The 13,120-nt window shown below is 39.7% G+C and carries 17 protein-coding genes and 1 tRNA gene; 10 read left to right on the top strand and 8 right to left on the bottom strand.

Going from position 1 to position 13,120, the window contains the following annotated elements:
- The first annotated feature begins 53 nt into the window (after positions 1-53).
- Positions 54-130 (top strand) — tRNA-Met (locus PNUC_RS09580).
- Positions 131-317: 187 nt separating this feature from the next.
- Positions 318-1,730: a tyrosine-type recombinase/integrase gene (locus tag PNUC_RS09575; RefSeq protein ID WP_011903681.1), complete on the top strand. Its 1,413-nt coding sequence runs from the start codon at positions 318-320 to the stop codon at positions 1,728-1,730.
- A 392-nt stretch (positions 1,731-2,122) separates the two neighbouring features.
- Here the strand turns inward: PNUC_RS09575 and PNUC_RS11050 are convergent, their stop codons facing one another.
- Positions 2,123-2,266, bottom strand: coding sequence for a hypothetical protein (locus tag PNUC_RS11050; protein ID WP_161485586.1), 144 nt, complete (start codon positions 2,264-2,266; stop codon positions 2,123-2,125).
- Positions 2,263-2,709, bottom strand: a complete 447-nt coding sequence (locus PNUC_RS09565; protein WP_011903680.1) for a DUF6641 family protein — start codon at positions 2,707-2,709, stop codon at positions 2,263-2,265. Before PNUC_RS09565 ends, PNUC_RS11050 begins: the two co-directional genes overlap by 4 nt.
- A gap of 144 nt (positions 2,710-2,853) precedes the next feature.
- Here PNUC_RS09565 and PNUC_RS09560 point away from each other — a divergent pair, with 144 nt between their 5' ends.
- Together PNUC_RS09560 and PNUC_RS09555 are read left to right on the top strand one after the other, a co-directional pair.
- Positions 2,854-3,375, top strand: a complete 522-nt coding sequence (locus PNUC_RS09560; protein ID WP_048812160.1) for a hypothetical protein — start codon at positions 2,854-2,856, stop codon at positions 3,373-3,375.
- A gap of 146 nt (positions 3,376-3,521) precedes the next feature.
- Positions 3,522-4,097 carry a hypothetical protein gene (locus PNUC_RS09555; protein ID WP_011903678.1) on the top strand — a complete coding sequence of 192 codons (576 nt, stop codon included), beginning with the start codon at positions 3,522-3,524 and terminating at the stop codon, positions 4,095-4,097.
- A 29-nt stretch (positions 4,098-4,126) separates the two neighbouring features.
- Here PNUC_RS09555 and PNUC_RS09550 read toward each other — a convergent pair whose 3' ends face one another.
- Both PNUC_RS09550 and PNUC_RS09545 read right to left on the bottom strand, forming a co-directional pair.
- Positions 4,127-4,609 (bottom strand): hypothetical protein, encoded by a 483-nt coding sequence (locus PNUC_RS09550; protein WP_011903677.1) that lies wholly within the window; start codon positions 4,607-4,609, stop codon positions 4,127-4,129.
- An 11-nt stretch (positions 4,610-4,620) separates the two neighbouring features.
- Positions 4,621-4,815: a hypothetical protein gene (locus PNUC_RS09545; protein ID WP_011903676.1), complete on the bottom strand. Its 195-nt coding sequence runs from the start codon at positions 4,813-4,815 to the stop codon at positions 4,621-4,623.
- Positions 4,816-5,207: 392 nt separating this feature from the next.
- Here PNUC_RS09545 and PNUC_RS09540 point away from each other — a divergent pair, with 392 nt between their 5' ends.
- Positions 5,208-5,789, top strand: a complete 582-nt coding sequence (locus PNUC_RS09540; RefSeq protein ID WP_011903675.1) for a tyrosine-type recombinase/integrase — start codon at positions 5,208-5,210, stop codon at positions 5,787-5,789.
- On the opposite strand, the gene PNUC_RS09535 is transcribed toward PNUC_RS09540, so the two are convergent.
- The 4 genes from PNUC_RS09535 to PNUC_RS09520 are packed head-to-tail and all read right to left on the bottom strand — an operon-like array spanning position 5,786 to position 8,223.
- Positions 5,786-6,190 (bottom strand): hypothetical protein, encoded by a 405-nt coding sequence (locus PNUC_RS09535; RefSeq protein WP_011903674.1) that lies wholly within the window; start codon positions 6,188-6,190, stop codon positions 5,786-5,788. The two genes, PNUC_RS09540 and PNUC_RS09535, sit on opposite strands and share 4 nt — an antisense overlap.
- Positions 6,183-6,518, bottom strand: coding sequence for a hypothetical protein (locus PNUC_RS09530; protein ID WP_011903673.1), 336 nt, complete (start codon positions 6,516-6,518; stop codon positions 6,183-6,185). The genes PNUC_RS09535 and PNUC_RS09530 overlap by 8 nt, the downstream gene beginning before the upstream one ends.
- Positions 6,519-6,520: 2 nt before the next feature.
- Positions 6,521-7,150, bottom strand: coding sequence for a hypothetical protein (locus PNUC_RS09525; RefSeq protein WP_011903672.1), 630 nt, complete (start codon positions 7,148-7,150; stop codon positions 6,521-6,523).
- Positions 7,147-8,223, bottom strand: a complete 1,077-nt coding sequence (locus PNUC_RS09520; RefSeq protein WP_011903671.1) for a hypothetical protein — start codon at positions 8,221-8,223, stop codon at positions 7,147-7,149. The genes PNUC_RS09525 and PNUC_RS09520 overlap by 4 nt, the downstream gene beginning before the upstream one ends.
- A 281-nt stretch (positions 8,224-8,504) precedes the next feature.
- On the opposite strand from PNUC_RS09520, the gene PNUC_RS09515 reads away from it, so the two are divergent.
- The 5 genes from PNUC_RS09515 (at position 8,505) to sucD (ending at position 13,037) form a co-directional block, all read left to right on the top strand.
- Positions 8,505-9,038 carry a DUF2878 domain-containing protein gene (locus PNUC_RS09515; RefSeq protein WP_011903670.1) on the top strand — a complete coding sequence of 178 codons (534 nt, stop codon included), beginning with the start codon at positions 8,505-8,507 and terminating at the stop codon, positions 9,036-9,038.
- Between the two features lie 118 nt (positions 9,039-9,156).
- On the top strand, positions 9,157-10,248 hold the full coding sequence (gene recA, locus PNUC_RS09510; protein ID WP_011903669.1) for a recombinase RecA: 1,092 nt from the start codon (positions 9,157-9,159) through the stop codon (positions 10,246-10,248).
- 4 nt (positions 10,249-10,252) lie between these two features.
- Complete coding sequence (recX, locus tag PNUC_RS09505; RefSeq protein ID WP_011903668.1) at positions 10,253-10,771, top strand: recombination regulator RecX; 519 nt, start codon at positions 10,253-10,255, stop codon at positions 10,769-10,771.
- A 187-nt stretch (positions 10,772-10,958) separates the two neighbouring features.
- On the top strand, positions 10,959-12,128 hold the full coding sequence (gene sucC, locus PNUC_RS09500; protein WP_011903667.1) for an ADP-forming succinate--CoA ligase subunit beta: 1,170 nt from the start codon (positions 10,959-10,961) through the stop codon (positions 12,126-12,128).
- Positions 12,129-12,143: 15 nt separating this feature from the next.
- Positions 12,144-13,037 (top strand): succinate--CoA ligase subunit alpha, encoded by an 894-nt coding sequence (sucD, locus tag PNUC_RS09495; RefSeq protein WP_011903666.1) that lies wholly within the window; start codon positions 12,144-12,146, stop codon positions 13,035-13,037.
- The last annotated feature ends 83 nt before the right edge of the window (positions 13,038-13,120 follow it).

Below are 13,120 nucleotides of genomic sequence, written 5' to 3'. Positions count from 1 at the left end.
TCGATCTAGTTCATTTAGACAGATGAACCCCGATCATTTACAATAGCAAGCTCGGCGAATTAGCTCAGCTGGTTAGAGCGACGGAATCATAATCCGCAGGTCCGGGGTTCAAATCCCTGATTCGCCACCAGAATTATGTTGTAAATCAAAGACTTAGAGCCAAAAACTCTAAGTCTTTTTTTCTTGTTTTTCATTACACACCCATTACACACTTTTTGACTAAAAACCGTACAGGGTATATGCTGTAAGGGCTGGACGGCTATTAAAGTATTACTTAAATAACCCTTTTATCCACCCATTTATCCCTTATACGCACAATGGTAGAACGCAAAGCTACAAGCAAAAGCATCATAGACGGCGAGTTGCTGGTGGTATTGCGTGAAAGAAGTAGCGTGTATCAGTGTCACTACAAGATAGATGGGAAGTGGCAGAGAACCAGTACAAAGCAAAGAGATATTAAAAAAGCGCAAGAAGTAGCTAAAGACATATACAAAGAAGCGCACTGGAAAAAGAAAAACCAAGTAGCACCCATCACACGCTACTTTAGAGATGTAGCTAAAACGGTTGTAAAGAGGCTACAAGACGCTTTAGACAGCAAAGAGGGTAAAGCTGTGTATAGGGACTACATCACAGCTATAAACCGCTATCTGGTGCCTGCGTTAGGAAAATACTATGTAGATAGCATTGACTACAAAGCATTTGCGCATTTTGAAGAGGTGCGTAAAAAGAAGATGAAGGGTAAGGACGCAACCAAAAGTACCCAGCTAACGCATAACGCGGCACTTAATAAAGTATTTGATGAAGCTATATACAGAGGCTATATGGTTGAATCAAACAGATTGGTGCTCAAAGCAAAAGGTAAAGCAAGTGAGAGGCGTGCGGAATTTAGCGTAGAAGAAGTTAAAGCTATGCGTAGTAATTTTGATGCGTGGATTGAAAAAGGTAGGGTTGATACAAGAGAGTTAAGGGCTCTACTAAAAGAGTATGTAGAAATATTACTTGATACAGGCGCAAGGGCTGGTAAAGAAGTATTGGACTTGAAGTGGGCGCACATAGAAATAACAGAAGACAAGGAAATTATTAATACGGGTATTAAGGTGTTGCCTGATGATGTTGATGACAGGGGTTATGAACAGCAAGACTGGAGGCGCAATCGCACAGCCTATATAAAAATACTAACTGGTAAAACGTCAAAAAAGAATGGTGTATTAGAGGGTAGGACAGCTATTGGTAATTTATACACAGTACAGGCATTGGATAGAATAGCGCAACGCAACTATGGGATGACTGCGTTGGAGGTAATACAGAAGTATCCACAAGACGCTGTATTTAGATATAAAGAATATCAAAGTAAGCGCAACAACAAACTCAATACACCTGTTAAGTTGCTACCCCCAACAGATTTAGTAAAATTGTTTAGAGTGTATTTGGAAGAACATAACTTATACATTGACCCTGTTACTGGTAAAGGTCGTCCTCCTTACTGCTTAAGACACACCTACGCAACAATCAAGCTACTACACGACAAAATACCGCCAAACATATTAAAAAAACAAATGGGAACTTCAATACAGATGTTAGAAAAATATTACGATCACATCACTACTAAAAAAGCTGCCAATCAACTGCGTGATGAAGAAAGTAGAGTTTTGATTCAGGCTGGTGGCAAGGTGAATGAAAAGTATGAGTACAGAGAGGTAAAGCGTAGTAAGAATAAAAAAGTATCTTAGCTATACCTCTCATCCCCACATTCATAAAATAAAAATACATATAAAAACCACCAAAAACCCACGCTTTTTGCGTCAAAACACATATTTCACATTTAATAGTTATTGGGGGGTATTAGATTAAAACTGGTGGGGGTTAGGTTCTCAGCTGACGCAAAAAACTGCGCACTAATTTTTTGAGTGGGTAGCTTTGAAAATCTGTTGCTGTGCTTTAGCTACCTTCTGTCTATCTCTCTCAGCTTTATATGCTTGCTTAGCATTATCTTTGTTGCGCTTAAGACTGTAGAGGCGGTACTGCTGTGGGTTCATCGGCTTAATGGGTTTAATAGTAGAGGGTGAGTTAAATTCATAAAAGCGCATACAAGTATTTAACCCAACCCCTACTAAAGCATTACTCACACTTCCGTATAGTTCAGCACATTACCCAATCCATACTGTGCTTCCCCTAACTGCTTTGCTGTGTAAGCGTTCTCCGCATACACAATAGTGTTAGCCGTTTGTGTTTGATTAATGCGTACCCATAGTCTGTATTGCTTCATTTACCAAACCCCTCGCGTGTTGCTGTACTAACCTCAGCTATAGCTTCATCCAGCGCACCATTAAGCACATCAGTTTTCAATGCTATCAAAGTGCTAATCAATTCCTCTCCACTAGTAAGTTCAATACAGTTAGCTTTGGACTTTTTATTCAGCATTAGTGTTTTAGCGCCGTACTTAATAGCTAAATTGATTTTTCCACTATCGCTAATCCAAAACCATTCTTTTACACGCTTAACAGTTTCAACTGTCATCTTTTCACCAGTTTGTTTATTTGTATAAGTCTTTAAGCGTTTGGGTGCGTAAGCATTACCAGCCTGCTTAGCTTCACATAGTTCAATCTGTTCGTGTAACTTAGCTACAAGTTTATTGCGTCTATGTACAACAGGGCTGACAGTTTGATGACGCTTGCTTACTACTAATTTCAAGTTATTTAATGTACTCATTGCTTACTCCTTATGTGTTATATGAGTAATAACTTTAGTTTCAGCAATACAGCTTGGACAACCTGATTTTTCCAGTCTTTTCCCAGCAGAATGTAATAAATCCACAAATAGTTACTCTTTTGTTTGGTTCTGCTAAATAAAAGTATGAAAGCAACAGTAGAAGATATAAGGGACTTTTTGGATAAGCAATCACAGCACATAACGCACTACTTGGTAGCGCACAGCTATTACTTTGCTTATCACAAGGACGCTGTAAGCATTGAGAGAATGACATTTAACTTGCGCAAAGACTTTAGACACGCAAGAAACTGTTTTAACAAAGAACTTTATGGAAACGGCGCAAGACGCAAACCACAATTACTACAACCTTTACTCATACCAACAATAGAAGGCACTAAAGAAATAGCAAACCCACAAATCTCAATTCACTACAACATTTACTTAGGCAACTTACCAAAAATACTGACAACAGAAGATATAAAAACATTATGGACATACTGCTGGGTAGATAAGGCAAAGCAAAAAAACGACATATACATTACAGAACCAGTAGCTAATACTCAATCACACTTATTACATTACGGCACTAAAGAGGCGCAGTTTGGAAATCTAAGCTGTTGGGATTTTGAAAATACTCAAATCCCCCTACAGCGCACTAAACATTGACTGAAGTTGTGTTTAGGTGGTTATGGGCTAAGCATTGGACGCAATGCTTAGTTATATGACTATGGGTTGAAATAATAAAAGTCTTACTTGAGTAATACTTGAAATACTGATAGCCTGAATAGAGATCAAGTAAATGGACGAACGATATGCCTACAGTTTGGGAGCTACAGGTAATAAAGTATTACCAACAATACTGTGAATCTGAAAAAATATTGTTAGAGAAAAATAATTTATTCAAAGCAATGACTTATTTTAAAATTATCAGGAATTTTAATGGGATAGGTAGTAAAGAAAACAAAGAAGAATTTTTAGAAATTATTAATAGCGTTGTAGATAACTCAAAGTTGTCTAGCGAACAAAAATATGTTGAATTATTTAACAAGTTTAAACAACGCTATAACAAGCAATTTATCTCTGCTACATCAAAAATTCTTTGGTTGCGTGACAATAAAGAGCAACATATTATTTTTGATGATAATGCGATTAAAAATGTAATTAAATTACAAGGCAATATCAAAGCAAGTGGATACGAAAAATACTTTATATTTTGTAAAAAATGGAGAGAACTATTCAAAGAAAATGAAAAACAGATTCTGAAATCCACCCAAAGAGTTAAGGAATTTTACTTAGATACACCCTATTTTAGCAGTTCAGACATTGATGTAATGGACAAGCTGTGGTTCAGAATGCGTGTGTTTGATATTTACTTGTGGGGGCTTTAATTTTTGAAGTTGAAATTAAAGTCATTAAATTATGAATTCTCAAATAACTGACAAAGCTCTCCATAGACTTCGGCGCACTCTAAGCGATGCTTATCATTCTGTGCGAGATATTTACCCATTACACTCGTCTCCTCAAACCAGCCAGTATCTCCTGGAATATCGCCAAATAATTTCTCTGTAATGATAGATAAAAGACTTTTAGGTTTAGGTTTTTGATTTTTTATTTCATTGTTATAAATTATGTTTACCAATTGATGAGTTTTAGCATAAGTTTCACTTTCATCTTTTTGTACTATCAGCCTGCCAAGTATGTAACCCAACCTACTAACTAGCTGTGCGTGAGTTTCGTTGCTAAAATTATTTTCAGATGTTGCGTAAAATAACTCCGAAATCTCATTTAAGTATTCCTTACAGTCTCCGCTAAAATTATCATAGCTATTGAGTATGTCTTTTACACCAAAAACAAAACCTCTGTAGTTTTCTACAAATTTATTTTTTTGAGTTTTATTCATAATTTAATTTTCTAAATATTTTTAATGAATTTGGTATTTCCTCGTTCATCATATGTAGTAATAGTTCCATTGCCGCGAACTGTAAAGGTTGATCCTGTGTAGCCCGCAAGCCCGCCACCCGAGGGCACATTTTTAATACATAAAGTCTGACCTTTATCATCATATACATAGATGGTTGATCCTTTTTCCACAGCCATAGCAATCATATTGCCTCCTCAGTTGGTATCTAACAAAAAAATATAAAATTTAATATCATTTCTTTATATTCTTACACAACTTTACTGTCAATAGTGATAGTAAAAATAACACTCAAATCCACGCTATAAACACATAACGCATCACAGCTAACAGCAATACAGCAAAGAACAACTTAAACAGCGCATAGACGCTATACGCAAGTCTGCGTGTTTCTGTAGTCAATAAGCCACAACACCAATAAATACAACAATGTAATGATTTGTATATAAGCATTGGTTTTTGTAACCGCTTGAAATTATTGGAGAAAAAATTGGGGCAAATTGAACAACAAGAGGTAGGAATAGATAAACAAAGAAAACATACTAATGACATACAAAACACTACATACGAGGTAGAAACTATGTCAAAGCAAGCAAAAACACTTACACAGCAAGAACTACGCAGAGTTTTAGATTACACAGCTACACGCAAGCACAGCGTACGCAATCGTGCGCTACTAATGACTACGCACTTAAGTGGTATGCGTGTAGGAGAAGTTGCTAGCTTGCGTAATAGCGATGTATTAGACGCAGAAGGCAATATACGCAACGAGATACGCTTAAGCGCAGAGCAAACAAAGGGCAATGAAGCGAGAGTTGTTTTTGTAAGCGATAAGCTACGCAAGGAGTTGGAGCTATACACACACTTAATGCGTAATGCTTATGTCAATCCAGCACTTAAGTTCTTTTATAGTCAAAAGCGCACTAGCGATGGCTTTACAGCAAACACCCTCACACAATTCTTTCACTATTTGTATAAACGGGCTGGTATTGATGGTGCTAGCTCACATAGTGGTAGACGCACATTCATTACTAACTTAGCTACTAAAGGAGTTGGGGTGCGTGTACTGATGAGCTTAGCTGGACATAAGAACATCAGTACAACGCAGGCTTACATAGATGTAAACGATGATATGAAGCGTAAGGCTGTTGAGTTAATTTAACTTGAAAGGAGTTTGATAAGAACTACTGACTTTTCAAACTCTTTAATAAAATCAAAATCTTTACCGAAGTGCTCTGCTACAGCGAACATATCAGTAATCTCAACATATTGAATTTCGTTATTGACTATTGTGAATCGTACGCCAACTTGAATATCTTTTATTGTCCATCTATATGTAAGCATTAAAGCAGGAACCCAATCACCAGCAGAAATAATATCTGGCTCTATCCAAAATGGAACAAACGCATTACCAAAAATATCCCACTTCTTGTTTAGCGCATCTTTGTCTTTGTTACGGCTGAGTACTAAAGACTCTTTCCAATCATTAAATTTATATGTGGGAAGAATTATTTTAGAAACAAAATCCTTAATGTAGTCCTGTGCCTTGTAAATATTATCCATTACTGCTCTCCAATCGCTCTTTAACAAACCACTCAACCATACTTTTTCTATCTGTTGCGTCTCTCTGTAAGGCACGCATAGTGCTTAGCTTAAGCAACTCTTGCTTAACTCTCTTGCCGTCGTAATCATTACCTAATATAGCCACTAACAAATCTTGTATATCTCTATTCAACTTATACATTTTATTCAGCGTTGCTTTTGTATCAACTAAGTCACCCTCGTCACATATACCTGATTCAATCAGGTATTCAATGTCCTTATTCAGCCCTGTATGTACATCTCTGTAACCTTCTAATACAGTTTCAATAAGTTTTTGCTCGTCACTCATTTTTAACCCCATATTTTTTTAATACAGTTTGTAAATCTTTTATCGCAATACTTCAGTACAACATCTGCCAGCTTGTAGTACAGGGCTTTATCGGCTTTTTTGGTAACACCACCCTTAGTTGCCGTAAAAATTCCGTGTGCGTAAAAGTTTCTTATAGCGAATGCTAAAAATAAAACATCATATGTCTCACCCCTAATAAATTCTTCTATCCTCATCTTTAACTTAGCATCTTCATCTCTTAAGTTATTGCGGACAAAGTCAATTAGACTTTTATTTTTAAGTAACTGCTCAGCTAATTCTTTATTAAGGATAGTATTTTCATTTTTGTCTTTAACATTCTCAATCTCTAACTTCCGAGCCGCATAGATTAAATCTTCATATGCTGTGTATGCTAAAAACACTTTCATACCAGCCTCATAACCAATCAGCGTTCTACCAACTTCCTTTGCGTCAATCCCAATAAAAGATTTAGCTAAGCGATAGCGGTATGGGAAGCGAGATAAGCGTCTTTTTACTTCAGCATTTATTTTTATAGTGCCAGTCTTAAGTTTTTGCTGATAGTCTTTATATGCTGTCGGCATATTGTCATATTTGTTCCATATGTAATCCTCTTTACTTTTTTTGGTAGTCATTTCTTCTTCTTTTTCTCTTTTACAAACTTATCAAAGTCTTGCTGATTCTCAAATAATTGCGCTTGTTGTCTATTAGCCCAATACTCGTCTTGCTTTTGACTCTCTTCATATCCAGCACTAACAAGCTGTTCCCATAATTCATCAGCCCATTTCTTTTCTTCCAAGTCGCTCATCCATTTTTCGTGTTGTTCCAAGTTATTCACTATCACTCTCGCATAGATGTTGAGTATGTGCCTCTCCATTTCAGCATTCACAGGCAACATCATTACTAAGTTCATACTCGCATTGAAGTTATGTCCACCATCTAATATTCTGTAAGCATTACCTAAACCTATCCATAAGTTATCTTCGCTTGTTTGTTTTTCTGCGTGCCACGATGTAGTAGTCCAGCTGTACATTGGCTCTCTTTCTTTTACCTGTATCAAACGCATAATCACATCACGGGCACGAGCCATTCTTTCAGCTCTTGTTTCTTTATTGTTTTCAATGTTGCGCTGATCCTCTACCACTCTCGTCATTGTCTTGTGCTGTACCCAAGCAATGAACTGTTCTTGTTTTATGTTGTTGTAGTCTGCGCCTTCTAATACTTTTGCGTAGTTACTAACTGTTTTTGTGCTTATAGTTGCGCCGCAGATATAGCGCACAACAAGTGAGGCGTTTGGAGTGTTGCTTTGTACTTTTATTCCGTCTCTATATAGCTGATTCCACAGCGCACCAAAAAAGTCATCAGCTAAATCACTTTTAACCACTTCCCTATATACGCTATACGCTTCATTCAGTAATACAAGTAGTAACTCCTCATACTTCTTGTTTAACTTCTCCATCCTTACTTTTGTTGTAGCAAGTCTTCCACCCCAATCCTTCATTACCAACTCATTAGCTGTTTCCGTTTCTTTCCAAACAGCTAACTTATGTTCCTTACTTTGATTTACAAGCGCACTAATTTGTTTTTGCGTTTTAACTGATTTAGGTTTGGTGGCTTTTGGAGGAATTGAACTTTTGACAGCTTTAGTTGCTGTTGTTTTGTTTTTAGCTACCACTTTGCGTGACGCTTGTTTTTTAGCTAAAGCCATATCCCACCTACTGTTTTAAGTAATAGTATGATTATGTACAGGGTGGTTGCGTTATGAAAAAAGTATTACGCAAGTAACACTTTACAAACCAAATATAAGAAGAAAATCATTACACACTTTATTACACACCAAATTAAAGTGCTTAATAATCAAAGACTTATGTGCTTTGGATGTAATCATAATCCGCAGGTCCGGGGTTCAAATCCCTGATTCGCCACCAAATCTAAAGGCCATTGCCCAGCGGCAGTGGCCTTTTTCTTAGGCTGATTCAGTATTGCGTTATGGCTAAATTTTGGAACTTTGCCCTTTTCCAGTTGGGTTGGTTTGCCTGTGTATTGGGGGCTGCTCATCAGAAGGTATTTTGGGCAGTTACAGGAACTCTGGCTTATATCGTATTGCATGCCTGGCATTCACCTTTTCCAAAAGCAGAGACTAGACTCTTACTCAAAGCACTGGCTTATGGGGTGATTACTGACACTCTGATTGTGAATTTAGGGTGCTTGACCTTCCGCGATCCCTGGCCTTCATCCCATTTATCGCCTTTATGGATGTGGGTTTTGTGGGTCTTGGTGGCAACTACTATTAATAAATCTTTAAGCTGGTTGCGGGGTAGACCTGTTCTTGGGGCGGTTTTGGGCGGGATTTGCGGTCCAATGTCTTATGAGGCCGGTATTCGAATGGGGGCTGGAGCCTGGGAGCCGGGAGGTCGAGTGACTGGATTTATCCTCGTAGGAATAGCCTGGGCAATTGCCATACCCCTCTTCTTTTACTGGGATGAAAGCACCACTGAAGACACTTTACTGAAAAATCAGTAAATTCCTTAGAAAAGTCGCTTGCCAAGAGTACTGTTTTTATATACAGTAACTCCTAAGTTGTTAAATAGTAGATAAATCTTCGGGAAAAAGCCCAGTACATAGCGAAAAGGAATAAAAAATGGCCTTGGATGACAAAAGAAAATCAGCCTCCTCAGAATTTGAGGGAATGAGTGGAGACAAACAAAAAGCATTAACTGCGGCTTTAGCGCAAATTGAAAAGCAATTTGGCAAAGGTTCAATCATGAGATTGGGCGACGCTGAAATCAGTCAAGATATTCAAGTGGTGTCCAGTGGTTCATTAGGTCTTGATATCGCCTTAGGAGTTGGCGGTCTTGCACGTGGTCGAGTGATTGAAATCTACGGCCCTGAATCATCAGGTAAAACAACTTTGACATTGCACGCTATTGCAGAAATGCAAAAGCTTGGCGGCACCTGCGCCTTTATTGATGCAGAGCATGCTTTAGATGTTCAGTACGCATCACGTCTTGGTGTTGATGTAAATAATCTCTTGATCTCTCAACCAGATACTGGCGAGCAAGCTTTGGAAATCGCTGATGCATTAGTGCGCTCAGGTTCGATTGATTTGATCGTTATTGACTCAGTGGCGGCCTTGGTTCCTAGGGCTGAAATTGAAGGCGATATGGGCGACTCCTTGCCTGGCCTGCAGGCACGCTTGATGAGTCAAGCCTTGCGTAAGTTAACGGGCGCTATCAAGCGTACAAACACCACCGTAATCTTCATTAATCAGATTCGTATGAAGATTGGCGTGATGTTTGGCTCCCCAGAAACTACTACAGGCGGTAACGCACTGAAGTTCTATGCCTCTATGCGTTTAGATATTCGCCGTATTGGCAGCATCAAAAAAGGTGACGAGGTTGTTGGTAATGAAACTCGCGTCAAGGTTGTGAAGAATAAAGTTTCTCCTCCATTCCGCGAAGCTATTTTTGACATCATGTATGGCGCTGGTATTTCAAGAGAAGGTGAAATCATTGATATGGGTGTTGAGGCCGATATTGTTGATAAGTCAGGTTCTTGGTATAGCTATAACGGTGATCGCATTGGTCAAGGCAAGGATAACGTGCGTGAGTTCTTAAAAGAGAATCCAGCAATTGCTAAAGATATTGAAGCTAAGATCCGCGAGAAACTGGGTGTGAAATCTGGTTCGGCAGTAGTTACTGATGTATTGAGTGAAGAAGAGGAAGTCGAATAATTCGATGTCTGAATTAGGCGGTAAAAAATCCAAAAAAAGCCCGAGTCTCAAAGCTCGGGCTTTGCGCCTTTTATCTCTCCGTGAATATAGTCGCAAGGGTTTGGCTGCTAAATTGGCTGAATCAGAAGCAAGGTGGGATAAGCTGGGTGGTGAGCAGGCCAATCAGACCCCAGAATCAAGGAGCACTCAGATTGAGGCAGTTTTAGATGATTTTGAGGCTCGTGGCTGGCTTTCGGATGAGCGTTTTGCAGAAGCCCTGGTACGCAGGCGGAGCGAGCGTTATGGCATGCGGAAAATCCAGGATGAGCTCGAGAGAGCTGGGGTCAATTCCCAAGAGTCTACTAAGTTACTCGGAGCTCTAAAGGAGACCGAATTTCAGAGGGCCTATGATCTGTGGGCCAGAAAATATGGGCAGCTTGCACAAGACCAGAAGGAGCGCGCACGGCAATATCGCTTTTTGGCATCCAAAGGCTTTGGCTCTGAGGTAGTCTCCAGGGTGATTGGCGGTCACCGTCCGGATTAGGGCAATTACGGATCGGCAAGCGCAATTTGCCGCGTTGCAGCATGCTAGACTTATAAGATCGGTCAAGCCCTCATATTTATTCAAATTTGGCATATTTTGCCATCTACAGTGTAAATAGGAGATCAAGGCAACATCGGTTTTACTTATCCTCATCGCTTGCTAAAAAAGATACCGTTTCGGAGTAATTATGAAAATTCACGAGTACCAAGGCAAAGAACTTCTTCGCCAATTTAATGTGCCTGTTCCTAACGGCATTCCTGCATTTAGTGTTGATGAAGCAGTGAAAGCTGCTGAAAAGCTTGGTGGCCCAGTATGGGTTGTAAAAGCACAGATTCATGCTGGTGGTCGCGGTAAAGGTGGTGGCGTGAAGTTGGCAAGAAGCATGGATGAGGTAAAGAAATACGCTTCTGAAATTTTGGGTATGCAGCTTAAGACACATCAAACTGGCCCAGAAGGTCAAAAAGTAAACCGCCTCCTAATTGAAGATGGCGCTGATATTAAAAAAGAGTATTACTTCAGTATCGTTACAGACCGAGGCACACAGAAAAATGTGATCATGGCTTCTAGCGAAGGCGGTATGGATATTGAGGAAGTTGCTGAATCTCACCCAGAAAAAATTATTAAAGTATTTGTTGATCCAATGGTTGGTTTGACTGATGCAGATTGCGACATCGTTGCCAAAGGTATTGGCGTTCCTGAAGCGTCTATCCCAATGGCGCGCGATGTATTTAAAAACTTGTACAAGACTTACTGGGATACCGACGCTTCATTGGTTGAAATCAACCCATTAATTCTGGAAGGTAACGGCAAGATAAAGGCTTTGGACGCGAAGTTCAACTTTGATCCAAATGCATTGTTCCGTCACCCAGAAATCGTTGCTTACCGCGATATCGATGAGGAAGATGCTGCAGAAATCGAAGCTTCTAAATTTGATCTTGCCTATATTTCATTAGACGGCAATATCGGCTGTTTAGTAAATGGGGCTGGCTTGGCGATGGCTACCATGGACACCATTAAGTTATTTGGTGGCGAGCCCGCCAACTTCTTGGATGTTGGTGGTGGTGCAACAGCAGAAAAGGTAACCGAAGCATTCAAGATCATGTTGAAAAACAAGAGCGTTGAAGCGATCTTGGTAAATATTTTTGGCGGCATCATGCGTTGTGATGTGATTGCTGATGGTGTGGTTACTGCATGTAAAGCAGTGAACTTAACTGTTCCTTTGGTAGTGCGTATGAAGGGCACAAACGAAGAGTTGGGCAAGAAGATTCTTGCAGACTCTGGTTTGCCAATTATTAGCGCTGATTCAATGGCCGAAGCTGCTACTAAAGTAGTTGCTGCTGTTGCCAAAAACAAATAATCCGGGAATTTCAATATGTCTATTTTGATCAATAAAAACACCAAAGTCATTACACAAGGTATTACTGGTAAGACCGGTCAGTTCCATACTGAAAAATGTCAGGAATACGCAAACGGCAAAAACTGTTTTGTTGCTGGTGTAAATCCTAAAAAAGCAGGCGAATCTATTTTTAACATTCCTATTTATGGAACTGTTAAGGAGGCTGCACAACAAACTGGCGCAACTACATCTGTAATCTATGTTCCGCCTCCAGGCGCAGCTGCCGCGATTTGGGAAGCGGTTGAAGCTGATCTGGATTTCGTCATTTGTATTACCGAAGGTATTCCAGTTCGTGACATGCTTGAAGTGCGTAACAAGATGCACGCAAAAGAAGCTGCTGGCGGCAAGAAGACTTTATTGCTTGGACCTAACTGCCCAGGCATCATTACTCCAGACGAACTCAAGATCGGAATCATGCCGGGTCATATTCATAAGAAAGGCCGTATTGGCGTTGTTAGTCGCTCTGGTACTTTGACTTATGAAGCGGTTGGTCAACTAACGGCAATTGGCTTAGGTCAATCTACTGCAGTTGGCATTGGCGGCGACCCAATCAATGGTTTAAAGCACATCGACATCATGAGAATGTTCAATGAAGATCCAGAAACTGATGCAGTCATCATGATCGGTGAAATCGGCGGACCTGATGAGGCTGAAGCTGCACGCTGGTGCAAAGAGAATATGAAAAAGCCAGTGGTTGGCTTTATTGCTGGCGTAACGGCTCCTCCAGGAAAGCGTATGGGCCATGCTGGCGCATTGATTTCCGGCGGTGCTGATACTGCAGATGCGAAGTTGGCTGTGATGGAAGAATGTGGATTTAAAGTGACTAAGAACCCATCTGAAATGGCTGCCTTGCTTAAGGCAATGCTGTAAGTTAAAGAGTAAAGAAAAAGGCGCTGCTAAAACAGCGCCTTTTTTGTAATATGTAGTTTAGAAAAATAAAAAAGTAGGGAGAT

Origin of the sequence: Polynucleobacter asymbioticus QLW-P1DMWA-1 (genome assembly GCF_000016345.1) — a bacterium.
Lineage (GTDB): Bacteria > Pseudomonadota > Gammaproteobacteria > Burkholderiales > Burkholderiaceae > Polynucleobacter > Polynucleobacter asymbioticus.
Note: the sequence above shows the minus strand (reverse complement) of the source record. Positions and strands in the feature narration are given on the sequence as shown.

Excerpts from the sequence above, each read along its gene's own strand:
- PNUC_RS09540 (WP_011903675.1), top strand. The coding sequence starts at position 5,208 with ATGTCAAAGCAAGCAAAAACACTTACACAGCAAGAACTACGCAGAGTT.
- PNUC_RS09555 (WP_011903678.1), top strand. The coding sequence starts at position 3,522 with ATGCCTACAGTTTGGGAGCTACAGGTAATAAAGTATTACCAACAATAC.
- PNUC_RS09560 (WP_048812160.1), top strand. The coding sequence starts at position 2,854 with ATGAAAGCAACAGTAGAAGATATAAGGGACTTTTTGGATAAGCAATCA.
- PNUC_RS09515 (WP_011903670.1), top strand. The coding sequence starts at position 8,505 with ATGGCTAAATTTTGGAACTTTGCCCTTTTCCAGTTGGGTTGGTTTGCC.
- PNUC_RS09565 (WP_011903680.1), bottom strand. The coding sequence starts at position 2,709 with ATGAGTACATTAAATAACTTGAAATTAGTAGTAAGCAAGCGTCATCAA.
- sucD (WP_011903666.1), top strand. The coding sequence starts at position 12,144 with ATGTCTATTTTGATCAATAAAAACACCAAAGTCATTACACAAGGTATT.
- PNUC_RS11050 (WP_161485586.1), bottom strand. The coding sequence starts at position 2,266 with ATGAAGCAATACAGACTATGGGTACGCATTAATCAAACACAAACGGCT.
- recA (WP_011903669.1), top strand. The coding sequence starts at position 9,157 with ATGGCCTTGGATGACAAAAGAAAATCAGCCTCCTCAGAATTTGAGGGA.
- PNUC_RS09525 (WP_011903672.1), bottom strand. The coding sequence starts at position 7,150 with ATGACTACCAAAAAAAGTAAAGAGGATTACATATGGAACAAATATGAC.
- sucC (WP_011903667.1), top strand. The coding sequence starts at position 10,959 with ATGAAAATTCACGAGTACCAAGGCAAAGAACTTCTTCGCCAATTTAAT.
- recX (WP_011903668.1), top strand. The coding sequence starts at position 10,253 with ATGTCTGAATTAGGCGGTAAAAAATCCAAAAAAAGCCCGAGTCTCAAA.
- PNUC_RS09530 (WP_011903673.1), bottom strand. The coding sequence starts at position 6,518 with ATGAGTGACGAGCAAAAACTTATTGAAACTGTATTAGAAGGTTACAGA.
- PNUC_RS09575 (WP_011903681.1), top strand. The coding sequence starts at position 318 with ATGGTAGAACGCAAAGCTACAAGCAAAAGCATCATAGACGGCGAGTTG.
- PNUC_RS09535 (WP_011903674.1), bottom strand. The coding sequence starts at position 6,190 with ATGGATAATATTTACAAGGCACAGGACTACATTAAGGATTTTGTTTCT.
- PNUC_RS09545 (WP_011903676.1), bottom strand. The coding sequence starts at position 4,815 with ATGATTGCTATGGCTGTGGAAAAAGGATCAACCATCTATGTATATGAT.
- PNUC_RS09520 (WP_011903671.1), bottom strand. The coding sequence starts at position 8,223 with ATGGCTTTAGCTAAAAAACAAGCGTCACGCAAAGTGGTAGCTAAAAAC.
- PNUC_RS09550 (WP_011903677.1), bottom strand. The coding sequence starts at position 4,609 with ATGAATAAAACTCAAAAAAATAAATTTGTAGAAAACTACAGAGGTTTT.